Source organism: Halorubrum ezzemoulense, assembly GCF_004126515.1.
GTDB lineage: Archaea > Halobacteriota > Halobacteria > Halobacteriales > Haloferacaceae > Halorubrum > Halorubrum ezzemoulense.
Genome location: NZ_CP034940.1, coordinates 1,351,340 through 1,374,208, shown reverse-complemented (window position 1 = coordinate 1,374,208; position 22,869 = coordinate 1,351,340). Strand labels below are relative to the sequence as shown.

The window sequence follows — 22,869 nt, the reverse complement described above, 5'->3', positions numbered from 1 at the left end:
CGTCAGCGATCCGACGGTTCTCGTGACGCGGACCGACGCTGCGCGCCGGACTGCGGCGCGACCGAACTCAGTCCTCGGCGGGAAGACTAAGTTTCCCGATTACGAGGTTCGACCGAATGGGCACGGAGGCGTCGGTCGATCCGCGGGAAGTGTACTCGCTGCTCGACGACGAGTACGCCCGGCAGATCCTCATCGAGACCTACGAGGAGACGCGGTCGGCGAGCGCGCTCAGCGAGGCCTGCGACGCCTCCGAGGCGACCGTCTACCGCCGGCTCGAACGCCTCCGCGAGCAGGACCTCGTCGAGACGGTACAGGAGGTCGACCCGGACCGCGGTCCCCAGCAGGTGTACGCCGCTCGGCTCAACCGCGTCTCCGTCGACCTGACCGCGAGCGGGTTCGAAGTGAGCGTCGACTACGTCGAGGAGACGGCCGCCGACCGACTGACGCGTCTCTACGAGGAGCTTTCGGGATGATCGGAACGTGGCCCGTGGCGACGGCGCTTGCGGCGGTCACGGAGCAGAGCGTCTCGGTAATCGGGCGACAGAGGCTCCCGATTCAGGTCGACGTGGTCGGCGGCGGCGGCGGTGGGCTCGCCGCGATCACGATCGCCGCGTTCTTCCTGTCGGTGCTGCTCGCGGTGTTCGTCACCTACCGCTTCGCGCGTGGATACCTGCGAACGCGCCGCCGGCCGCTGCTGTTCCTGACGCTCGGGCTACTGCTGTTGGCGCCCCTCCCGATGTTCCTCCGGCTGGCGTCCGGCAACGTCGCGTGGGTGACCGCCACCGAGCGGACCGTGGTCGTGACCGCGAGCAAGCTCTGCGGGCTCCTGCTGATCCTCGGGGTGGTCTACCGGTGACGCTCTCCGTCGTCGCGACCGCGGGCGGGGTCGCCACCGCCTGCCTCGGGGCGTACGTGTCGTACCTCGCCTACGACGGCTGGCGCCGGAACGAGAGCCGGACGATGCTGCTTCTGGCCGTCGGCGTCGCCTGTATCGCGGTCCTCCCGTACGTCGTCGCGTACGGCCTGACGCCGCTGTTGGGGCTCCCCGACGCGGCAACCGTGTTCGGCGTCACCGTGGCGCACCTAATTGGACTCGGCGCGCTGGCGCGGTCGGTGACCGACTGACGCGGTCGGGCGTGCCGGCGGCCCGTCGCCCCCTCGACGGCCGGAGTGCCGCGGCCGATCAGTCGGGGTCGAGAATCGCGTCCCGTAGCGGCGGGAAGGCCTCTAACTTGGCGCGCCCGACCAGCGCGTAGAGGTACGCCTCCAACCGTTCGCGCCACATCGGCCGGTCGCGGCCGCCGCCGGACCCGACCTCCGCGACCTGGAGGTCCTCGACCGCGCGGCCGATCTGCGTGACGAGCAGGGGTTCAGGGGCGGAGCCGACGACCGACTCGTAGGTCGCCTGCGCCCGGCGCTTCGCGGCGAGGGTGTGGCCCGAGTCGAACGCGGTGTCGTCCGGCTCGACGACGAGCCGGTCGACTGCCGTCCCGTGGGCACGACGGCGCGCTACCCCGATCGAGAGCGCGACGGTCCGCAACGCGAGCAGGTCCGTGTCGATCGGCGTCCGCCACGGAACGGGCGCGGTCGATCCGAGACACCACCGCGCCAGCCGCGAGTGCGCGAACTCCCACGGCCCGTACTCGTCGACCTCCCCGACGTACCGGTCCCGGACATCGTCCCGGGACGGGTACTCGCGGAGGTCGGCGCGGAAGCGCTCGGCGGCCGCGCGCAGCGCCTCCGCGTGCGGGCCCGTGTCGCTCCCGAGGCGGTCGAAGAGGGTGTCGCGGTACCGCTCCGCGGTCATGGCGTCGACCTCGCCTCGGAGCAGCGCGGCCGTCACCTCACCTGCGACTTCCGGGTCGACCGCGTCGGCGGAGGCGTCGCTTTCGCCCCCGGAATCGGCGTTTTGCCCCGAGTCGGCGTCTTCCGGGAGCGCGCGGGCCGCCAGCGCGCTCGCCGACTGCACCTCGCCCTCGATGCGGACGTACCACCCGAGGTCGCGCGCGGGATCCGTCGTCGGGTAGAGCTTCAGGTCGTCCGCGACCGCCCGCGCGCGGTCCGTCAGTACGGCGGCGCGGTCGCGGAGCGTCGCCCGGTCGACCGCGTCCTGCTCGGCGCGGGCGTACCCCAGCGCCTCGCCCGCGAACTGGAGGCCGTACCGCGCTCGGAACAGGGCCGTGTCGTGGTCGGCCTCGTCGAGCGCCTCGCGGGCGTCCTCGAGCCAGCCGCCCGCATCCGTCGTGATCGGCGCGGCGTCGTCCCCGACGGAGTCCATCTCGGCCCACCGGCGCCGGCTCTCCGCGACCGTTTCCGCGAGCGTCTCGACGGCCTCGCGGGCGTGCGCCTCGGTCACCGGCGGCCGCCAGAGGGCGTCGACCTCCGGCGGGGTCGGGTAATGCGTCGTCGCCGCGTCCGTGATCGAGTCCGGCAGCGCGGTCGGTTCCGTCACGCCGACGACCGCGGTGCCGCCGGCGAGTACCGCGGCGCCGCCGCCGAGCGTCGCCAAAACCGTCCGTCTGCTAACCGAGGAGGGGTCGGGGACCATGCGCGAGGCTGCGGGGTTCGATCAGTAAAAGCCTTGGAGCGATTCCGTTCTGGCCGCCGTCCCGAACCGTCTTTGCGGTGGCCGGCGATCGCCTCGGTATGTTCGGCACCAGCGGCGTTCGCGGCCCGGTCGGCGACGAGGTCACGGCGGCCCTCGCGCTCGACGTGGGGCGCGCGCTCGCGACGGACGGCGCGGAGACGGTCGTGATCGGGCGCGACGCCCGGGACAGCGGCGCGATGCTCACGCGGGCGCTCGCCGCGGGACTCACCGAGTGCGGGAGCGACGTGATCGACGTCGGCGTCGAGGCGACCCCGACGGTTGCGCGGGCGGTCGCCCGGGAGGGCGCGGACGCCGGCGCCGTCGTCACGGCCTCGCACAACCCCGCGCCCGACAACGGTATCAAGCTCTGGACGGCGTCCGGGCGCGCCTTCGACGAGGACCGGAACGATCGGATCGCCGAGATCGTCGGGACGGAGGCGTTCGATCTCGCGAGCCACGACGGGATCGGCACGGTCGAGACGCGCGACGCGGTCGCGGGCGGCGACGCCCGACGACGCCACGAGCGCGCGCTGCGCGAGACCGTTCCGCTGCCGGACGACCTCTCTGTCGTCGTCGACCTCGGCAACGGCGTCGGGCGCGTCACCGCCGACGCGCTCCACGCCGCGGGCTGCGACGTCGAGACGCTCAACGGGCAGCGCGACGGTCGGTTCCCGGGGCGACCGAGCGAGCCGACCGCGGCGAACTGCGAGACCGCCTGCGAGGTGGTCGCCGCGACCGACGCCGACCTCGGGCTGGTCCACGACGGCGACGCCGATCGCCTGATGGCGGTCGACGAGCGCGGGCGGTTCGTCGCCGGCGACGCGCTACTCGCGCTGTTCGCCCGCCGCGAGGCCGGCGCGGGCGACCGCGTCGCGGTCCCGGTCGACACGAGCCTCCTCGTCGCGGACGCGCTGAGCGAAGTCGACGCCGCGGTCACATACACGCCCGTCGGCGACGCGTACGTGGCCGCGGAGGCGGCGAAGCCCGGCGTCGCCTTCGGCGGCGAGCCGAGCGGCGCGTGGATCTGGCCGGACCGGACGCTGTGTCCCGACGGCCCGCTCGCGGCCTGTATCCTGACCGCGCTCGTCGGCGCGGAGGGATCGCTGGCGGCGCTCGTCGACGGCCTCCCCGAGTACCCGATCCGCCGCGACTCCGTGCGCACGGGCCGGAAGTCCGAGACCGTCGAGCGCGTCGGCGAGGCCGCGGCCGCCGAGTACGACGACGTGTCGACCCTTGACGGCGTCCGTGTCGAGACGGACGCGGGCTGGTTCCTCGTGCGCGCGAGCGGGACCGAGCCGCTGGTGCGGATCACGGCCGAGGCGCGCGACGAGGCCGACGCAGACGCGCTGTTCGAGACGGCGCGCGGGCTCATCGATCGAGCGGACGCGAGCCTCGACTGACGCCCCGGATCCGACCGCAGTCAATAAACCTCGGCCCGCCGTCGGCTCCGCACATGTACGGAGTCGTGCTCGCGGCCGGCCGCGGGACTCGGATGCGACCGCTGACGGACCGCCGCCCGAAACCGCTGCTGCCGGTCGGGGACCGCTCGCTGCTCGAACGGGTGTTCGACACGGCCCGCGACGTGGTCGACGAGTTCGTCGTCGTGACGGGGTACCGCGGCGACGCGATCCGCGATGCCGTTGGCGAGTCGTACCGCGGCCGCCCGGTCCACTACGTCGAGCAGGCCGAGGCGCTGGGGACGGCCCACGCCGTCGCGCAGGCCGAACCGGTCGTCGACGACGACTTCCTCGTGCTCAACGGCGACGTGGTCGTCGACGCGTCGCTCCCGGACGCGCTCGCCGAGGCCGGCGCCCCCGCTATCGCCGCCACCGAGGTCGAGGACCCACGGGCGTACGGCGTGCTCTCGGTCGGCGACGACGGAGCGCTCGCCGGGATCGTCGAGAAGCCCGACGACCCGCCGACGACCCTCGCGAACGTCGGCTGTTACGCGTTCGAACCGGAGGTGTTCGAGTACATCGAGGACACCCCGGAGAGCGAGCGCGGCGAGTACGAGATCACGACGACGATCGACCGATTGCTCGGTGACGGTCGGCGGATCGCGGTCGCGACCTACGACGGGACGTGGCTCGACGTGGGGCGCCCGTGGGAGCTGTTGGAAGCGAACGAGCTGGCGCTGGCGGCACTCGACGACGGAACGGCGATCGGCGGTACCGTCGAGGACGGCGTCGAGCTCCGCGGCCCGGTCGTCGTCGAAGACGGCGCGCGCGTCCGCTCGGGGGCGTACGTCGAGGGGCCGGCGCTGATCCGCGAGGGCGCGGACGTGGGGCCGAACGCCTACCTCCGCGGGGCCACCGTTGTTGGACCGGACGCCCACGTCGGCCACGCCGTCGAGGTGAAGAACTCGGTGCTAATGGCCGGCGCGTCGGTCGGCCACCTCTCGTACGTCGGCGACTCCGTGCTGGGCCGCGGCGTCAACTTCGGCGCGGGAACGAACGTCGCCAACCTCCGCCACGACGGCGAGAACGTGCGGCTGACGGTGAAAGGCGAGCGCGTCGACACCGGGCGCCGCAAGCTGGGCGCGATCGTCGGCGGCGGTGCGAAGACCGGCATCAACACCGCCCTGAACGCCGGCGTCAAACTGGGGGCCGGCGAGACCACCGGGCCGGGTGAGTCGCTGACGCGGGACCGGCTCTCCGAATAGGGGGCTCGGAGTCACGGCGCTCGTCGACGCGTGAACCGGGGTCGGCCGCTCGGGACGCCTGCGCGGCGACCGCTCGCGTTATTCTCCGTTCGCGTAGCGCGCGAACACGTCGCCCACGATCCGACCGGACTCCTTGAGCCGTTCCGTGTACGCCGGTCGGTCCCACGTCGGCGGCTCGAACCGGAGGGAGCGCAGGCTCCCGTCAGGGACGCCCGGAACCGCGTGCGTCAGGTTCGTCTCGGCGTCGAGTTCGGCCGCGGTCCCGTCTGCGTCGACCGGGACGTAGGAGGCCGCGGCGACGTCGATCGCCTCGAACGTCTCGTAGTCGTCGAGTCCCTCGCTCCAGAAGTCGCCCAGCCGACGGCGGCGACTCGGGTCGGCGACGTTGAGCAGCTGCCAGGGGAGCCTGACCTCGATCGCGTCGTTCGACGGCGAGACGTGGACGTCAGCGAGCGAGTCGTACCGGTCGGAGTCCGGGTTCCCGTTACCGTAGCGGAGCCGTCCGGTCTCCACCGACTCGAACGGAACGCGCTCGCCGGTCTTCGGAACCGTGTAGCCGCGATTGATCACCAGCCGCAGCGGCGAGAAGACGCCCGGGTCCGGCTCCCGGTAGCGGTCGAGGTCGAGCCCGGCCTCTGCGCCGTACTCGTACGCGAAGGCGTCGTAGCGGGGACGGACGGTCACTCGAGAGGCATCGGGACCGCCGAGGCGGACGACGAAGTCGGCCGGTGCCGCCGCACCGAGACCGTGCGGGAGCGCTCGCTCGCCCCGGTCGGTGAGCCCGATCGCGAGGAGGTAGTTGGTCGCGTCCCAGTCGACCCCGCCGCCGAGGGCGTCCGCTTCGATCCTGACCGAGAGGTACGCCGCGTCGCTCGTGACGCGGAGCCCGGTCAGTTCGCGGCTCGCGTCCGCGCCGTCGCCGAGCCGGACGGGGTCGCGCTCGGGCGTCGCGGTGGCCGCGTCCGCCCACGCGTCGGCCGACCCGTCGAGCGGAACGGCGCCCGCGGGGTCGAACGCGAGCAGGCCGAACCGCTGTTCGGGCGTCTGGACGTTCGACCAGAACGGCCGACGGTCGGAGTCGGAGAACGGGGCGAGGTTCCACGTCCGCTTGAACCACTCGTCGTGCCAGCTGAAGGCGATCCCGCCGAGCGTGCCGGCCTCACGGATGTCCTCGTACATGGCGGCGAGGATCTCTCCCTGCTCCGTCTCGGTGTGTCGGCCCTGATCGCGGCTGTGAACGTCGCGCTGGGCGATGCCGCGGGAGGCCGGGACGCCGAACTCGGCGACGAGCAGCGGGTGGTCGGTCGCGCCGACGAGGTCGTTCAGGTAGCCGGCGTAGCTGTTCGGCTCGCCGCGGTGGTCGACGTAGTTCGCGTACTCGGGCGTCTCGTTCAACAGCGGCGGGTAGTAGGGGTACACGTGGTACGCCGCGAACGTGCCGGCCTCGGACGCGTCGGTCGCCTGGATCGCGTCGGGGTCGACGGAAACGGAGTCCTCGTCGTGGAACGGCTCGTACGGGTGTTCGAGCGGGTCGGTCGTCACCCAGTTCGTGAACGCCGCCGGGCGCTGCGCGCCGTACTCGTCCGCCTCGTACGCGACGGCGGCGTCGAGGCGGGCCGCGAGCCACGCCTCGAAGGGGCTCGCCGCTGGCGCGGCGAAGAACTCGCCGTCGTAGCCGGTCGCCTCACCGAGCCGGTCGGTCTCCCGAACGACCGCCGGCGGCCACTCGATGCCGACGACGTAGCCGAGGACGGCGTTGCTCACGTCGGCGTCGTACGTGCCGCTGGCGTACCCGGGCTCCGGGTCGATCGTCGTCGCGCCGTGGACGGCGTCGACCACCTGCCGCATTGAGCGGTCGAACGAGGGCGACAGCGCGGTCGCGTCGCCCGCCTCCCGGAGGGTCTCCTCCCCGATCCAGTTGCCGTGGATGACGTAGATCGGGTCCGCGTGCGACCGGTTGTACGCCGCGAGCGCCCGGTAGAACGCGGGCGGGTGGACGGTGTACACCCGGACGACGTTGACGTTCAGCTCGCCCATCAGCCCCAGCCACCGGTCGTACTCGGCGCGAGTGATCGCCGCCTCGCCGGGGAACCGGCCGGGCTTGGCCATCCCGAGGTTCACGCCGCGGACCGACAGAGAGTCGAACGCCCCGCCGTCGACCGCGACCTCGAACCCGTCGTCGCCGACGCGGAACCGGCGCGGCGGGCCCTCGCTCAAGCCGAGACCGCGGAAGCCGCAGCCGGCGGTCCCGACCGCACCGGCGACCCCGACGCGACCGAGGAATCGGCGTCTGCGCATGAGGGCACGTGTCGGCGGACCGGAATAAGGCTGTCTTCGGCCCGGTCCGAGATGCGGTTTTATGCCGGACCCGCGACAAACCGGATCCTAGCCAGCGACCCGCTTCACCATGGTATCTGACACGTCCCGTTCCGAACCGTTCAAGAGCCTGCTACAGCTGACCGCGACCGACCAGTCGACCGAGGAGCGCCTCCTGAAGGCGATAGACGTCGGCCGGGAGTACCTCGGCGTCGACAACGGCGTGCTCTCGTACACCGGCGAGGGGCGCTACGAGGTGGTCGAGACGAACATCCAGACCGGCCCCTACACCCAGGGGGGCGTCGTCGACCTCGACGGGACGTGGTGTCGCCACGTCGTCGAAAGCGGCGAGGCGATGGGCTTCGCGGACGCGAGCGAAACCGAGTACCGCGACGACCGCGCGCTGGAGACGACCGGGCTCCACTGCTACGTCGGCGCCGAGGTGACCGTCGACGGAGAGACGTACGGAACGCTCTGCTTCTCCGACGACGTTCCGCGAGACGACCCGATCACAGACGCCGAGCGCGACTTCGTCTCGGTGCTCGCGCGGTGGGTGAGCACCGAGCTCGAACGGCGGAAACACTACGCGGAGCTGCGCGAACAGAACGAGCGCCTCGACGAGTTCACCGGGATCGTCGCGCACGACCTCCGGAACCCGCTGTCGGGGGCCATCGGCTTCGTCGAACTCGCGCAGGAGCGCGTCAGCGGGCAGACGGCCGAGTTCCTCGACCGCGTCCGGGGGGCGCTCGACCGGATGGAGTCGATGATCGCGGAGTGCCTGATCCTCGCGAAGGAGGGCGCCGACGTGGGCGAGCGGAGTTCGGTCGCGCTCGAACCCCTCGTCAGAGAGGCGTGGGACACGGTCCAGACGCGCGACGCGACGCTGACGGTGGACGTGGCCTCCGAGACGGCTATCGTCGCCGACGAGATGCGCCTCCGACGGCTCTTCGAGAACCTCTTCCGCAACAGCGTGGAACACGGCGGGCCGGGCGTCTCGGTGACCGTGACCGGCGACGCGGACGGCTTCGTGATCGCGGACGACGGGCCCGGGCTCCCGCCGGCGGTCGAGGCGGCGCTCACCGCGGCCGACGCGGAGAATGTCAAGTCGTTCGGGCTCGGGCTGTTGGTCGTCCAGCGCGTGGTGACGGGCCACGGCTGGGACCTCGCCGTCGACAGCGACGACGACGGGACGCGGTTCGCCGTGAGCGACGTCAACGCCGCGGAGCCGGTCCACGAGGCGCTGCGCTCGGACTAACTGCCCCCGTCGAGGACCCAGACGAACCCCTCGTCGCCGGCGCCGTCCAGGGGGTCGCGAGTCCAGACGAATCCGCCGTCAGCGGGGCCGAGCGACGGGTCGGTGACCCAGACGAACCCGCCGTCACCCACCCCCTCCGAGAAGTCGGTCGTCGCCGCGAGCCGCGCGGATCCGTCGTCGTCGAGCGCGATGACGAACCCCCCGTCGCCGGCGCCGAGCGACGGGTCGGTGACCCAGACGAATCCCCCGTCGCCGACCCCCTCCGAGAAGTCGGTCGTCCAGACGAATCCCCCGTCGCCGGCGCCGGCGGTCAGCTCCCCGCTCGGGACGAACCGGCCGGTGCTCTCGTCGGCCGCGACCCCGGCGAGCCAGCGGAACCCGTCCGTGTCCGACGCGTCGACGAGCCGGTCGACCCAGACGAATCCGCCGTCGTCCGCCGCCGCCGCGGCGGCACCCGTTTCGGACGCCGAATCGTCCGGTCCGGCCTCTGAGTCCGTCGCCGCGGCCGTTGCGACACCTGGCCCGGCGGCGCCCGCCGCCTCGGCGCTGTCGGTCCCCGCATCGCCGAAGCCCCGCCGCTCCATGGCGCCCCACGACTGGTCGCCGCGGAGGTACTCGATCAGGCCGTGCCAGGCGACGATCGTCTTCCACTGGCGGTAGCCGAAGTTCTCTAACACGCCGTACCAGAGCAGTCGGAGGACTTCCCACGGGGACTCGTAGCGGTTGTAGCTCCACACCTCGCTGAACACGCCGAACCAGGAGAGGAACACGCCGGCGCCGACCGTGAGCAGCAGGAAGAGGAGGAAGAACTCGACGTTGAGGATGCCGAGGTACCACCCCAGCGGAAGCAACACGTAGCCGAACCCCTCGATGAGCGGGCCGAGCGCCTCGGCGGCGGTGAAGAACGGTAACACGACCGTGCCGACGCGACCGTACGCCCGACGGAAGAACATCCGCCGGCTCGCGACAACGGTCTCTATCATGCCGCGGTACCAGCGCCGCCGCTGGCGCCCCAGCGTCCGGAGCGTCTCCGGGACTTCGGTCCACGCGACGGGCTCCGGGACGAACTCGATCCGGTAGTCGACGTCGTTGTCCGAGAGGTGTTCGTGGAGGCGGACCACCACGTCGAAGTCCTCCGTGATCGTGTCGTGGCGGTAGCCGCCGATCTCGCGGACGCGGTCGGTCCGAAACACGCCGAACGCGCCGGAGATGAGGATCAGCCCCTTCAGCCGGGCGAGCCCGAGCCGCCCCGAGTAGAACGCCCGCAGGTACTCCATCACCTGAACGCCCGCGAGCCCGGTCTTCGGGAGGTTCACCTCCTTGACCTGTCCGTCCTGAACGACGCACTCGTTCGCCACGCGGATCGTGCCCCCGCTGGCGACCGTCCGCGAGGGCTCCTCGAGGAACGGCGCGACGACGTCTAACAACGCGTCGCTGTCGATCACGGTGTCCGCGTCGACCGCGCAGAACAGCTCTTGGTCGGTGAGCCAGACGCCGGCGTTGAGCGCGTCGCTCTTCCCGCCGTTCTCCTTGTCGACCACGAGGAGGTTCTCGTGGGTCGCGGAGCGGTACACGCCCCGGATCGGTTCCGAGGGCACGTCGTACGGCACCTCGGCGTCGACCGGGCGGAGCCCGAACGCCTCTTCGAGCCGTTCGAGCGTGGCGTCCGAGGAGCCGTCGTTGACCACGACGATCTCCTGGTCGGGGTAGTTGAGCGCGAGCATCGAGCGCACGCTCTCGACGATGCTCGCCGCCTCGTTGTACGCCGGCACGACCATCGCGACGCCGGGGTAGAACGGGCTGTCGAACGCGCGGAACGACGGGGTCCACTCCGACTCGCGGACGCTGTCCCGGAGCTGTACCAGCGCGAGCACGTGGATCAGCAGGTAGCCGACGTTGATCAGCAGGTAGTACGTGACGATGAACACGCCGGACCCGACGACGAGCGTCGTCCCGAGGGCTTCGAGCGTCGTCATCCGCGCACCTCGTCGTGGAGCCGGTCGCGGTCGCGGGAGATGTCTCGCGCGAGCCGATCGAAGCGGGCGTGCTCGACCGCCCACGCCCACGCGACATCGAATGCGGCGGTCTCGTCGACGGAGCGACCGTTGGCGGACGCGGTTCGGTCCGCCCCGAGGTCGGCGCGCGGCGGGTCGTTCGGGTCCACCGCTTCCGCCGAGGTCCGCTGTGAGACCAGCGTCTCGGCCGCGGTGACCCGCGCCCGCGCGTCGGGGTCCGCGGTCCCGGCGGCCTCGATCGCCGCGATCGCCTCCGCGTCCCCCCACGTCCCGAGCGCTCGGTACGCGCTCGCGCGGACCGGCGGGGTCGGGTCGGCGGCGATCGCGGCGAGGTCGACGGTGTCCCTGACCGCCCGGTTCCACCCGTACGCGCCCAGCGCCCGCCACGCTGCCGACCGGACGCTCGGGTCGGGGCTCGACAGCGACCCGACGACCCACGAGAGATCGGCATCCCCGACCACGGTGGTGAGGTGGCGGACGACGAGCAGCGCCTGCCGCTGGAGCGCCGGCGGCCACCTCGCGAAGTCGGCGGCCGCCCGCTCGAAGAACGGGCTCGGGTCGCGCTCGGCGACGCGGTACAGCGTGTCGACGCCGAACACCGAGAACGACTCCGGCTCGTCGCGGAGGAGCAGGTCGACGCCGGTCGTCGCGCAGTCGTCCGTCTCGGCCGCGTACAGTACCCGAGCGGCCGCGGCGCGCTCCCGCGGCGTCTCGGTACAGTGCGTTCTGAGCAGGTCGCGGTCGGGCGCGTCGCGGAGCAGGGCGAGCCAGACGAGCGCGTGGGTGCGGTCCCAGTAGCCGCCGTTCGCGATCTCGCGGCGGGCCCGCTCGTGGACGCCCAGTGCTCGCCCGAGTCCGGCCAGCGCGTCGGCGTCGCGACCGTCGAGCTCGCGGAGGTACACGTCGAGCAGCGACTCCAGTTCGTCCCGCTCCGCCGCCGAGAGGCCGGCGACCCACTCGTCCCACGCCGGGTCGTCGCGGCCGTAGAGCCGGTCGAGGAGCTCCGACCGCAGTGCGGCGCGCATCGGGACGCGACGTCGACGTCGCCGGGCCGCGAGAAGCGAGTACCCGAGCGTGAGGACCGCGGCCGCGAACAGCAGCGAGCCGAGCACGACGACGGCGAGCGAGAGCGTCCCCGACTGAGGACCCGCGAGCGGACCGTACACGGACGTCGCCGTGGTCGGGGCCGCGAGCGGCACGGTTACGCCTCGACCAGTCGGTCTATCCGGGCCAGCAGTTCGTTCGGGCTGAACGGCTTCGTGAGGTACTCGTCGGCGCCGGAGTCGAGCCCCTTCAACACGTCGGCCTCTTGGCCGCGCGAGGTGAGCATCACGACGGGGACCTCGGGGTCGACCGCGAGCTCGCCGCGCCGGATCGTCCGCAGCAGCTGAGTACCCTTCATCCGCGGCATCATCACGTCGAGGACGACCACGTCGGGGGCGGCGTCGGCCTCGTCTAACGCCTGCCGGCACTCCTCGCCGTCGAGACACACCGTTAGGTCGTACCCCGCGTTCGACAGTTTGTACTGGAGGATCGACCGGATCGTCTCGTCGTCGTCCGCGATGACGGCCGATTTAGCCACGTTAGAAATACGTTCGGTTGGCCACTTTACTTTTCGGCACCGACGCTCGGTCCCGCGAACGATTTAAATCGCGGCGGACGGACCGTTCCCGTATGGGAAGCGAATCCGTGACCGCGGTGATCCTCGCCGCGGGCGAGGGACGGCGCCTGACGCCGCTGACGAACCGGCGGCCGAAGCCGATGGTGCCGGTGGCGAACCGGCCCCTGCTCGAACACGTGGTCGAGGCGATCACGGCGACGGCGATCGACCGGATCGTCCTCGTCGTCGGCTACGAGCAAGAGCGCATCCGGAACCACTTCGGGGACGGCGACGACTGGGGGGTGACGATCGAGTACGTCGAGCAGTCGACCCAGCTGGGAACCGGCCACGCCGTGTTACAGGCCGAGCCGGTCGTCGACGGCCCGTTCGTCGTGCTCAACGGCGATCGGATCGTCGACCCCGCCGTCGTCTCGCAGGTCCGCGACCGGGCGATCGACGACGACCTCCCCGCGATGGCCGTCACGACCGCCGCGAACCCGCGCCAGTACGGCGTGGTGACGCTTGACGGCGACCGCGTGACAGACATCGACGAGAAGCCGGAAGGGGCCGTCGAGACGAACCAGATCAACGCCGGCGTCTACGCCTTCTCCCCGGCCGTCTTCGACGCGATCCGCGAGACGCACGTGGCCGGCGAGCTGGCGATCACGGCGACGCTCGACGACCTCGCCGCGACCGAAACGCTGTCCGCCGTCCGGTACGACGGCCGCTGGCTCGACGTGTCGAACCTGTGGGACCTCCTGACCGTGAACGCGGCACTGATCGGCGATTCCGGGGCGTCGGACGCCGACGGTCCCACCTTCGGCGACTCGGTGACCGTCGCCGACGACGCCGCGCTCGCGGGTAACGTCCGCGTGGGCCCGAACGTGACGATCGGCGGCAGCACCGCGGTCGGCAGTAACGCGACCGTCGAGGCGGGCGCGGTCGTGGAGAACGCCGTGATCTTCCCCGACGCCGTGATCGGCGCCGGGGCGGTGGTCAGGGACGCGATCGTCGCCGGCAACGCCCGGATCGGTCCGAACGCGACGGTCGCCGGCGGCCCGGCGACGGTCGTCGTGGGCGACGCCGTCCACCGCGGCGTTGAGCTCGGCGGCGTGGTCGGCGACAACGCCACCGTCGGGAGCGGCGCGACGCTCGCCGACGGCGCGGTCGTCGGCGACGACGTCACCGCCGACGCGGGGGTCGTGATCGACGGGCGGATCGAGTCGGGCGCGGTCGTTCGGAGGGGATAACGATGTGTGGAATCACCGGCTACATCGGCGACGGTATCGCGCTGGACGACGGAGAGTCGGCCGCGAACGACGGGGCGACCGGCGACGCCGCGGGCGACGGGGGCAGGTTCGCCCGCGTGGGCGGCATCGTCCACGAGGGGCTCCGCAATCTAGAGTACCGCGGCTACGACTCGGCGGGGGTCGCGCTCGTCGGCGAGGCGAGCGGGCTCACCGTCGCGAAGCGGTCGGGCGAGGTCGACAACCTCACCGTGCCCGACGTGGCCGACGCGGCGCTCGGGATCGGGCACACGCGCTGGAGCACGCACGGTCCGCCGACGGATGAGAACGCCCATCCGCACACCGACTGCGTCGGCGACGTCGCCGTCGTCCACAACGGGATCGTCGAGAACCACGAGGCGCTCAAGACGGAGCTGTCCGACCACGAGTTCACGAGCGACACCGACACCGAGGTCATCCCGCACCTGATCGAGGAGGAACTCGCGGCGGCGTCGGGCGCCGGCGGCCTCCTCGACGCGGTGCGAGCCGTCGAGAGCCGGCTGGAGGGGAGCTACGCGATCTGTGCGGTCCGCGATGGCGACGACCGGATCGTCGTGGCACGCCGGGGCAGCCCCCTCGTGTTGGGCCACGACGAGGACGCCACCTTCGTCGCCAGCGACGTGACGGCGTTCCTCGAACACACCCGGGACGTGACCTACCTCGAAGACGGCGACGTGGCGTCGCTGTCGGCCGAGGGCGTCGAGGTCTACGCCAACGGCGAGCTGGTCGACCGCGAGACGGAGACGGTGACGTGGGAGGCCGACGCGGCCGAGAAGGGCGGCTACGAACACTACATGCGGAAGGAGATCCACGAGCAGCCGGAGTCGCTGCGCCAGAGCATCGCGGGACGGCTCGACGTCGACGCGGGTGACGCCGACATCGACGTCTCGTTCCCGCCGGGCTTCCTCGCCGACCTCGAGGAGATCCAGATCGTCGCGTGCGGCACCTCCAACTACGCGGGCCGCTACGCCGCGCAGCTGTTCGAGGACCTGTCCGGCGTGCGCGCGACCGTCGAGACCGCGAGCGAGTACGAGTTCGGCGCGGGCCGCAGCGCCGACCGCACGCTCGTCGTCGCCGTGACCCAGAGCGGCGAGACCGCCGACACGCTCGGTGCGATCCGCCGCGCGAACGCGGCCGGGGCGCGGACGTTCGCCGTGACGAACACGCTCGGCAGCACCGTCACGCGCGAGGTGGACGACACCGCGTTCATCCGGGCCGGCCCCGAGATCGGCGTGGCCGCGACGAAGACGTTCGCCTCGCAGGTGGCGACGCTGACGATGCTCGCGGTGGCGATCGGCCGCGAGCGCGGCGCGCTGGCCGCCGCTGACGCGCGCCCCGTGCTGGAGGGGCTCCGCGACCTCCCCGGTGCGGTCCAGCAGGTCCTCGACAACGAGGACCGCGTGCGTGAGGCCGCGACCGAGTACGGCGACAGCGAGGCGTTCTTCTTCGTCGGCCGGAAGCTCGGTGTCCCGGTCGCGCTGGAGGGCGCGCTGAAGCTCAAAGAGATCTCCTACGACCACGCCGAGGGATTCCCCGCCGGCGAGCTGAAACACGGCCCGCTCGCGCTCGTGACGCCCGACACCCCCGTGCTGGCCGTCTTGACCGACGGCGCGCGCGCCGATGAGACGATGAACAACGTGACCGAGGCGCAGACGCGCGGAGCGCCCGCGATCGGCTGCGTCTCCGCCGGCGACGAGTACAGTACGCTGGACGTGTCGCTTCCGGTCCCGGACGTTGGGATCGCAGAACCGCTCGTCGCGAACGTCTACCTCCAGCTGTTCGCGTACCACGTGGCGAACGATAAGGGCCGATCGATCGACAAGCCGCGGAACCTCGCGAAGAGCGTCACGGTCGAGTAGCGCAGTTTCGGCTCTTTTCGGCGGCGCTTGTTCCGCGGTGTTTGCTCCGTTCGACACCCGGTGTTTGCTCCGTTCGACACCCGGCGTCTGTTCCGCACCCACACCCGGCGGTACCCGAGGCCCGAACCGGCGTCGAGCCGGCATCGGGCCGGTGAACCGCAGAAATCGGCGCCCAGAAAATTAGTCGCTACTCCTCGTCCGGTTCCTCGTCGCGGCCGTCGGAGAGGCGCTCCCAAATTTCCGTACAGCCCGCGCCGTCGGGGACGTCGGCGAGGTGCGCGTCGTCGGTGGGGTTGGAGTTACTCATGTTCTGAGTAACCGTATTAGCGCCCACGTAATAACCCTTCCGGCGGCACCAGTACGTACTTACGGAGCGAACGAGGACGAACGCCTATGGCCGATTCCGGGGAAGACCTCTTCTCGTTGCTCGATCTGACGGAGTACGAAGCCGACGCGTTAGAGGAGCTGCTGCTCCTCGGCCGGACCACGGCGCCCGACCTCGCCGAGGCGACCGGGATCCCGAAGGCGCGGATCTACGGCGTCCTCGACGCGCTCTCGGAGGCCGGGTACGTGAAGGTGATCCCGGGCCGTCCGAAGCGGTACGAGCCCCACGAGCCGGCGGCGATCGCCGAGCGCGCGGTCGAGAACCGCCGGCACGCCTACGAGCGGTTCCGCGAGGACGTGGCGGCCGTCGAGGAAGCGTTCGTCGACGAGTACGCGCCGGTCCGCGACCGCGGCGTCGACGAGCTCAGCCCGACCGAGGACCTGTTCCACGTCGTCGACGTGGGGGAGCCGAGCGAGCGCGAGACGCGGCGGCTGTTCAGCGAGGCGGAGGAGGCGGTGTACGTGCTCTCGAAGAGCTTCGGGTACGTCGACGCGGTCCGGCCGGCGATGCGGGACGCGGTCGACCGCGGCGTCGACATCGACGTGCTACTGTTGAACCCCGACTCGCTCTCGGCGGAGAACCGGGAGCGACAGGCCGAGATCCGCGATTCGCTCGCCGCGGAGTTCCCGTCGGTCGCGGTGCGCGTGAGCGACCGCGTACTTCCGTGGCGCGGAACCTTCGTCGACCCGAGCCTGTCGTACGAGTCCGGACAGGGGCTGCTCATGGTCGAACAGGAGGACGTGCCGAACCACCACCGGCAGGCCGCGGTGACGGAGAACCCGTCGTTCGTGGCGGGCATGTGGCAGTACTTCGACCTGCTGTGGCGCCACGAGAGCGTCCCCGCCGATCCGGACCCCGACGCCGAACGCGACCCGACCGCGGGCGGAGGCGCCGTCGAGTAGTGTGAGCGCCGACTGGGGCGGCGTCGACCGGCGCGGACGCGTCGCTCTCGCCCCGGTCGCTCTCGCGACAGCGAACCTAACCGCAAAGCATTTACTCGTAGTTACTCGACTACCGAGTAACGATGACTGTGCTACTCACCGGTGCCGACGGGTACCTCGGATGGCCGACCGCGCTGCGACTGGCCGACCGCGTCGACGAACGGATCGTCTGCGTCGACGACTTCTCGCGGCGCGACTGGGTCGCCGAGTCGGGCAGCGTGTCGGCGACGCGGGTCGAAGAGCCCGAAGAGCGGTTCGGGCGCGTCGAGAACCTCAGCCTGGTCGAGGGCGACCTCGCGGACCGCGACTTCGTCCTCCAGCTGCTGGACACCCACGAGCCCGACACCGTGCTCCACGCGGCCGCCCAGCCCAGCGCGCCCTACTCGTCGATCAACGGCGAGCGCGCGCTGTACACCCAGCGCAACAACGTCTCGATGACGCTGAACCTGCTCCACGGCCTCCACGAGACGGGGCTGTCGGACACCCACTTCATCGAGACGACGACGACCGGCATCTACGGCGCCCCGCACTTCCCGATCCCGGAAGGTGGCCTGGAGGTCGACCGAAAGGGCGGTTCGGACGAGGTGCCGTTCCCCGCGATGGGCGGTAGCTGGTACCACCAATGTTACGATGACGAGACTGAGATCCTGACGTCTGAGGGATGGACTTCCTTTCCAGAGCTCACGTCAGACCACACAGTAATAGCAATGAGCGAGGAGTCGGGCGAGACGTACTGGACAGAGCCATCAGACGTCCAATCGTACCAGTACGAGGGAGAGATGGTGACTGTCTCCAATCGTCGACTGGATCTTAAAGTGACTCCGAACCACCGGATGCTGGTCGGGACGAGCTGGGCTGGCGACGGAATACAAACCTTCGAGGACCGACGCGACATAATCCGCGCAGAAGATCTTGGAGAAGAGGTTTCCACACCTTGTTTCTTTAGTGGCTTCCCAGACTGGGAAGGGAACGACCAGTCATCATTCACGATTCCGGAGTGTGAACAGAGTATCAATCAATTCGAAGGACAAATCATCAAAATAGAGGAAAAAGAGATTCCAACGGATGCTTGGCTTCGGTTCTTCGGGTGGTGGCTCGCAGAAGGATCGGTTGGAAAAGCTGAACAAGCTAATAACGTTCGGATATATCAGACAGAGGCACAAAAACTAACGAGCTTATTCACAGATATCGGTTTCGATGAATCGAAAATAAGACACTTCCGAGATGCGAATCAGGAGTATATCGAGATTAGCGACCAGCAATTGGCGACGTATCTACGGGAGTTCGCCGACGAGCGTCGGATTCCAGAGTGGGCCCGAAACCTCCCGAGAGAGCGATTACAAGTACTACTTGATTCATTGATTGAGGGGGATGGAACTGACGCCGGGCGCGGATGGCGCTACTACACGTCTTCTGAGCAGTTGGCAGACGACGTCCAAGAGATTGCGCTGAAACTAGGGTACGGAGCAACACTCGGACAGATAGATCGAAGTGAAAAGCCGGGCATTCAGACCAAGCCGGAGTACCGGATCGGCATACAGCCGTCTTGGTGTCTACAGACGAACCAGCACGGAGATGCGTTCGATAGAGAACACTACGATGGGACAGTGTACTGCTGTACTGTCGATGGCGGCCTCGTACTCGTTAGACGGGGTGGGAATCCGGTTTGGTGTGGTAACTCGAAGTCGTTCGACGCCGCGAACATGCGGCTCGCGGAGTCGCAGTTCGACTTCCCGATGAGCGAGGTGCGGACCGCCATCGTCTACGGGACTGAGACCGACGAGACGCGTGAACACGAAAGCCCGACACGGTTCGACTTTGACTACTACTTCGGCACGGTCGTCAACCGATTCTGCGCGCAGGCCGTGGCGGGCTACCCGATCACGGTGTACGGGAAAGGCGAACAGCGCAAGCCGATGGTAAGCCTCGAAGACGCCGTCGAGAGTCTCGTGCGGTTGGTCGAGCAGGGCCACTCCGGCGACGACGGGATCGACGTGTACAATCAGGTCACTCGGCCGATCGCCATCGTCGAGCTGGCGGAGACGATCGCCGAGGTCGGCGCGGAGTTCGACCTCGACGCCGAGGTGAAGCACTACGAGAACCCACGTGAAGAGGACGAGGAGCACAAAATGGAGATGGAAAACGAGCGGTTCCTCGAATTGGTCGGCGGCCAGCGTCAGGACTTGGAGTCCGGGATCCGCGACGTGCTCGGCACGCTCGTGGAAGAGCGTGACCGGATTGCGGCCCACGAGGACCGGTTCTTGCCCGGCGTGCTGACCGATGAGTGAGTCGGGCGGCGACGTCTCCGATGCCGGCCAGCGGGTCCTCGTTACGGGAGGGTGCGGCTACATCGGCAGCGCGCTCGTCCCGCGGCTGCTTGATGACGAACGTGTGAGTGAGGTCGTCGTTCTTGACTCGTTGGGTGACGGTTCGCCGGCGCACCTCGCCGGCTGTGTCGGCGACCGGCTCGATTTCCGCCGGGGCGATGTCCGCGATTATGGCGCCGTCGAGAGCGCGACCCGCGGCGCCGACGCCGTGATCCACCTCGCGGCGATCACCGGCGCCGCGTCGACGCACGACCGGCGCGAGGAGACGTTTGCCGTGAACCGCGACGGTACCGAGAACGTGCTCACGGCCGCGGGGAAGTTCGACGTTGACAGCGTCGTTGTCGCCTCCTCGTGTAACAACTACGGGCGCGCAGCGAGCCGCGACATCGACGAGACGACCGAGCAGAACCCGCTCAACCCGTACGCCGAGTCGAAAGTCGCCTGCGAGCGCCTGCTCGACGAGGCGGTCGAGGCGTACGACTTCGACGCGACCGCGCTCCGGATGAGCACGAACTACGGCTGGTCGCCGGGTGTCCGGTTCAACCTCGTGGTGAACCACTTCGTCTTCCGTGGGCTCACCGACCGGCCGCTGACGGTGTACGGCGACGGGTCGAACTGGCGGCCGTTCATCCACGTGCGCGACGCGGCGCGGGCGTACCTCGACGCCGCCCTTGATCCCGATTCGTGGCCTCAGCGCGTGTACAACGTCGGCTCGAACGAGGGGAACTACCGGATCGCGGAGATCGCGGAGATCGTCCGCGAGGAACTGGAGCGCGACCTAGACGTGACGTATCTCGAGGACGAACAGCCCGGCCCCTCCTATCACGTGAACTTCGACCGCCTGGCCGAGACGGGCTTCGAGACAGAGTGGACGCTGCGCGAGGGGATCCGCAACATCGCGAGCGAACTGACCGGTACGGAGGCGATTCAGGGATGACCGAGACGACAGATACCGAGATAGACGAGGAGAGCAGCGGTAAGGAGATTGAGACGCCGACGATCGCGGTCACTGGCGCGGCCGGGTACATCGGCAGTCGCGTGATCGTCGAGTTCCAGGAGGCGTATCCCGAGTGGGAGCTCATCGCGATCGACAACCAATACCGCGGGCAGGTGGATTCGATCGGCGACGTCGACATCGAGCACGTGGACGTCCGGAACCGCGACCGGCTGGAGGACGCGCTCGCTGGCGCGGACGTGGTGTGTCACCTCGCGGCGATCAGCGGCGTCGACGACTGCGACAAGAACCCCGACCTCGCGTACGAGGTGAACGTCACCGGGACGAACAACGTGGCGTGGTTCTGCCGGAAGACGGGCGCAGCGTTGGCCTTCCCGTTCAGTATGGCCGTGTTAGGCGATCCCGAGGAGTTCCCGATCACGGCCGACCAGCCGCGGGATCCGTTGAATTGGTACGGGCGGACGAAGTTGCTCGGCGAGCGGTCGATTGAGTCGTTCGCGGACGGCGCGTTCCCGGCGCATCTCTTCCTGAAGTCGAATCTGTACGGCGAGCACGTCGTCGACGGGACGGAAGTGGGGAAGCCGACCGTGATCAACTTCTTCGTGAATCGGGCACTCGCCGGCGAGACGCTGACGGTGTACGAGCCCGGGACGCAGGCGCGAAACTTCGTTCACGTGAAAGACGTGGCGCGGGCGTACGTGCGGAGCGCGGAGCGGCTGGTGGAGCAGTTGGAGCATGGAGAGACCGGTACCGAGACGTACGAGATCGCTAGCGAGGAGGATATGAGTGTGATGGAGGTCGGGGAGATTGTGCGAGAGGTGGCGCGCGAGGAGCGGGGGATCGAGGTGGACGTGGAGCTGGTCGAGAATCCTCGGAGCGACGAGACGATGGTAGAGAAGTTTAGTGTGGATATTTCGTCGACAAAAGGACGACTCGGATGGAAAACAACAGAGAGCGTAGCAATATCAGTCCGGGAACTCTTAGAAGAGCACAGAGGTTGAGGATAAGAGTCGGCCTGTCACGACATCTTTATTTTAATAATCTGATTAGAGATGTTTGTAAGCATCAAGATACTGTTGACCAATTGTTCGCCAATCATATTTTTCCTCGACACGTGCCCGAGCTCGCCGCAATCCCACTGGCGCCCACCGAGAACGGCTCCCTTGTCGCCGGGATGAAACGGTACTTCGACCTAGTGTGGGAACACGAGAGCGAGCCCGGTCAGACGTAGCCGAGGTCTTCGAGCCGGCCGTACGTCTCGTCGTCGAGGTCGTTGAGGTCCTCGCCGTCGGTTCTGACGTCGAGTCGCTCGAATGCGTCGAAGGCCGCATCGACGCGACCGTCGTCGGTTCCGGCGACGCGGTAATCGGTCTGTGCGTCACGTACGCGTATCGTCGCCGCGGTATCCCCGACCCGACAGTACTTTTCGACGACGCCCTCGTGTTCGTCGTACTCGAAGACGGCGCGCTTCGTATCGACCCACGGAGAGATGTCTTCGACGTAGTTGCTGGCCCGCTTCTGGAGCGGTTCGTCGAGGCCGACGGCCGTCGTGATAACCGGCTCGTCGGGACAGAACCCCGCGTCGGGGCGGTCGCCGTCGCGGAACCGATTGACGACGTCGGGGAACGCAGTCAGCGTCGCTGGGCGTTCGATTCTGTGTGGTGTGGTCTGGCCCGGATACCGGACGAGCAGCGGGACGTGTACCACCGCATCGTGCACTGAGACGCCGTGTTCCGCGATGCGGACGCCGTCCTGAAGCCGACTCGGCTCGCCAAAGCCCTCGCCGTGGTCGCTGGTGACCACCAGCAGCGTGTCGTCTAGCTCTTCGCGGACTTCCAGCGCCGCGACGAGCCGCTCCAGTTCAGCGTCCATCTGTCTGATTGCGCCGTCGTACAGCGACTCGACGGCCTTCTTTTGCCACCAGGGGCGCTGCCCGCCGTGGAACGCCCACTTCTGGTCCTCGAAGGCAGACTGGAGCTCGCTGGCCCGGTTGCCGCCCCACAGGTCGTGTTCGGCAGCGGGCTCGTAGGGGATGTGGGCGTCCATGAGGTTCAGACAGGCCGCCCAAGGTCCCTCGCTTTCCTCGCTCCACTCCAGAAAAGCGTCAACGTAGACATCCGCGGGTGTGGAGGCTTTGACGCGTCCTGGGAGGTAGCGCATAAAATCCGACTGGAGCTTCGTCGAGACGCCGTTTACCAGGGACCGGCCAGGGCGGTCACTTGCCAGGGCTGTCCGCACGAACGCGCCGTAGGCGCCCCGGCCCTGGTTCGAGACGAACTCGTGTGGGTTCAGGGCGTCCGGGAACGGGACGTTCCGAGCCCCGACGACGGTGTCGAACCCGTTTTTGAGCCCCACGTCGACCGCCGTGACCCAGTCGTTCTCGGTGAAGATGCCGGTGTCGTACCCGTCCTCGCGGAGCCGGTGGAACACAGACACCGTCGGATCGAGTCGCTCGGCCGCCGAGACGACGCCGTGTTCGGCCACGTGGAGCCCAGAGAAGAGACTCACGTGGCTGGTGACGCTGCGGGCGCCTGGCGCCCGGGCTTGGTCGTAGACAGTCGCCCGGTCGGCGCCGAAAGAATCCAGGAACGGCGTTGTCTCGTTGGCGTGCCCGTACAGGCTACAGTTGCTCGCACGGACGCTGTCGAGGACCACCAGCAGAACGTTCGGGTCGCCCATGA

Annotated in this window: 17 protein-coding genes and 3 pseudogenes; 14 read left to right on the top strand and 6 right to left on the bottom strand. The window is 69.4% G+C overall.

Annotated features, from left to right (window positions below; translation table 11 throughout):
• The first annotated feature begins 116 nt into the window (after positions 1-116).
• The 3 genes from EO776_RS06860 to EO776_RS06850 are packed head-to-tail and all read left to right on the top strand — an operon-like array spanning position 117 to position 1,125.
• Positions 117-473 carry an ArsR/SmtB family transcription factor gene (locus EO776_RS06860; RefSeq protein ID WP_049929700.1) on the top strand — a complete coding sequence of 119 codons (357 nt, stop codon included), beginning with the start codon at positions 117-119 and terminating at the stop codon, positions 471-473.
• Complete coding sequence (locus tag EO776_RS06855; RefSeq protein WP_241897969.1) at positions 470-856, top strand: hypothetical protein; 387 nt, start codon at positions 470-472, stop codon at positions 854-856. Before EO776_RS06860 ends, EO776_RS06855 begins: the two co-directional genes overlap by 4 nt.
• The gene (locus EO776_RS06850; protein ID WP_094520073.1) at positions 853-1,125 is read left to right on the top strand and encodes a DUF7521 family protein; all 273 of its coding nucleotides are present in this window, start codon (positions 853-855) and stop codon (positions 1,123-1,125) included. The genes EO776_RS06855 and EO776_RS06850 overlap by 4 nt, the downstream gene beginning before the upstream one ends.
• Before the next feature lie 58 nt (positions 1,126-1,183).
• On the opposite strand, the gene EO776_RS06845 is transcribed toward EO776_RS06850, so the two are convergent.
• Positions 1,184-2,548, bottom strand: a complete 1,365-nt coding sequence (locus EO776_RS06845; protein ID WP_099289211.1) for a hypothetical protein — start codon at positions 2,546-2,548, stop codon at positions 1,184-1,186.
• Positions 2,549-2,646: 98 nt separating this feature from the next.
• On the opposite strand from EO776_RS06845, the gene glmM reads away from it, so the two are divergent.
• Positions 2,647-3,987 (top strand): phosphoglucosamine mutase, encoded by a 1,341-nt coding sequence (gene glmM, locus EO776_RS06840; protein WP_089307718.1) that lies wholly within the window; start codon positions 2,647-2,649, stop codon positions 3,985-3,987.
• Between the two features lie 53 nt (positions 3,988-4,040).
• Positions 4,041-5,249 (top strand): bifunctional sugar-1-phosphate nucleotidylyltransferase/acetyltransferase, encoded by a 1,209-nt coding sequence (gene glmU, locus EO776_RS06835; RefSeq protein ID WP_049929704.1) that lies wholly within the window; start codon positions 4,041-4,043, stop codon positions 5,247-5,249.
• Positions 5,250-5,327: 78 nt separating this feature from the next.
• Here glmU and EO776_RS06830 read toward each other — a convergent pair whose 3' ends face one another.
• A complete protein-coding gene (locus EO776_RS06830) occupies positions 5,328-7,547 on the bottom strand; it encodes a hypothetical protein (RefSeq protein ID WP_094520071.1) in 2,220 nt (739 codons plus the stop codon).
• A gap of 109 nt (positions 7,548-7,656) precedes the next feature.
• On the opposite strand from EO776_RS06830, the gene EO776_RS06825 reads away from it, so the two are divergent.
• Entirely contained in the window at positions 7,657-8,820 is a 1,164-nt protein-coding gene (locus tag EO776_RS06825; RefSeq protein ID WP_176454996.1) for a sensor histidine kinase, read from the top strand.
• Here EO776_RS06825 and EO776_RS06820 read toward each other — a convergent pair.
• From EO776_RS06820 to EO776_RS06810, 3 genes are all read right to left on the bottom strand, one after another.
• Positions 8,817-10,796: a glycosyltransferase family 2 protein gene (locus EO776_RS06820; protein WP_094520070.1), complete on the bottom strand. Its 1,980-nt coding sequence runs from the start codon at positions 10,794-10,796 to the stop codon at positions 8,817-8,819. The two genes, EO776_RS06825 and EO776_RS06820, sit on opposite strands and share 4 nt — an antisense overlap.
• Positions 10,793-11,860 (bottom strand): HEAT repeat domain-containing protein, encoded by a 1,068-nt coding sequence (locus EO776_RS06815; protein ID WP_094494924.1) that lies wholly within the window; start codon positions 11,858-11,860, stop codon positions 10,793-10,795. The genes EO776_RS06820 and EO776_RS06815 overlap by 4 nt, the downstream gene beginning before the upstream one ends.
• A gap of 176 nt (positions 11,861-12,036) precedes the next feature.
• Positions 12,037-12,417, bottom strand: coding sequence for a response regulator transcription factor (locus EO776_RS06810; protein ID WP_049929707.1), 381 nt, complete (start codon positions 12,415-12,417; stop codon positions 12,037-12,039).
• Between the two features lie 92 nt (positions 12,418-12,509).
• On the opposite strand from EO776_RS06810, the gene EO776_RS06805 reads away from it, so the two are divergent.
• From EO776_RS06805 to EO776_RS06775, 8 genes and pseudogenes are all read left to right on the top strand, one after another.
• Positions 12,510-13,685 (top strand): sugar phosphate nucleotidyltransferase, encoded by a 1,176-nt coding sequence (locus EO776_RS06805; protein ID WP_086215936.1) that lies wholly within the window; start codon positions 12,510-12,512, stop codon positions 13,683-13,685.
• Positions 13,686-13,687: 2 nt separating this feature from the next.
• Positions 13,688-15,580 (top strand): glutamine--fructose-6-phosphate transaminase (isomerizing), encoded by a 1,893-nt coding sequence (glmS, locus tag EO776_RS06800; RefSeq protein ID WP_099289353.1) that lies wholly within the window; start codon positions 13,688-13,690, stop codon positions 15,578-15,580.
• Positions 15,581-15,973: 393 nt separating this feature from the next.
• Positions 15,974-16,867: a TrmB family transcriptional regulator gene (locus EO776_RS06795; RefSeq protein ID WP_086215937.1), complete on the top strand. Its 894-nt coding sequence runs from the start codon at positions 15,974-15,976 to the stop codon at positions 16,865-16,867.
• Positions 16,868-16,989: 122 nt separating this feature from the next.
• A pseudogene (locus EO776_RS19760) lies at positions 16,990-17,536 on the top strand (NAD-dependent epimerase/dehydratase family protein); the annotation flags it as partial.
• A 77-nt stretch (positions 17,537-17,613) separates the two neighbouring features.
• Positions 17,614-18,381: pseudogene (locus EO776_RS19755) on the top strand (LAGLIDADG family homing endonuclease); the annotation flags it as partial.
• Positions 18,382-18,531: 150 nt separating this feature from the next.
• Positions 18,532-19,194 (top strand): annotated as a pseudogene (locus tag EO776_RS19750) (NAD-dependent epimerase/dehydratase family protein); the annotation flags it as partial.
• Positions 19,187-20,170 (top strand): NAD-dependent epimerase/dehydratase family protein, encoded by a 984-nt coding sequence (locus EO776_RS06780; protein ID WP_100050446.1) that lies wholly within the window; start codon positions 19,187-19,189, stop codon positions 20,168-20,170. The pseudogene EO776_RS19750 and the gene EO776_RS06780, both read left to right, overlap by 8 nt.
• A complete protein-coding gene (locus EO776_RS06775; protein ID WP_100050445.1) occupies positions 20,167-21,189 on the top strand; it encodes an NAD-dependent epimerase/dehydratase family protein in 1,023 nt (340 codons plus the stop codon). The genes EO776_RS06780 and EO776_RS06775 overlap by 4 nt, the downstream gene beginning before the upstream one ends.
• Positions 21,190-21,409: 220 nt before the next feature.
• Here the strand turns inward: EO776_RS06775 and EO776_RS06770 are convergent, their stop codons facing one another.
• Positions 21,410-22,867 (bottom strand): sulfatase-like hydrolase/transferase, encoded by a 1,458-nt coding sequence (locus EO776_RS06770; RefSeq protein ID WP_129452376.1) that lies wholly within the window; start codon positions 22,865-22,867, stop codon positions 21,410-21,412.
• Positions 22,868-22,869: the final 2 nt, after the last annotated feature.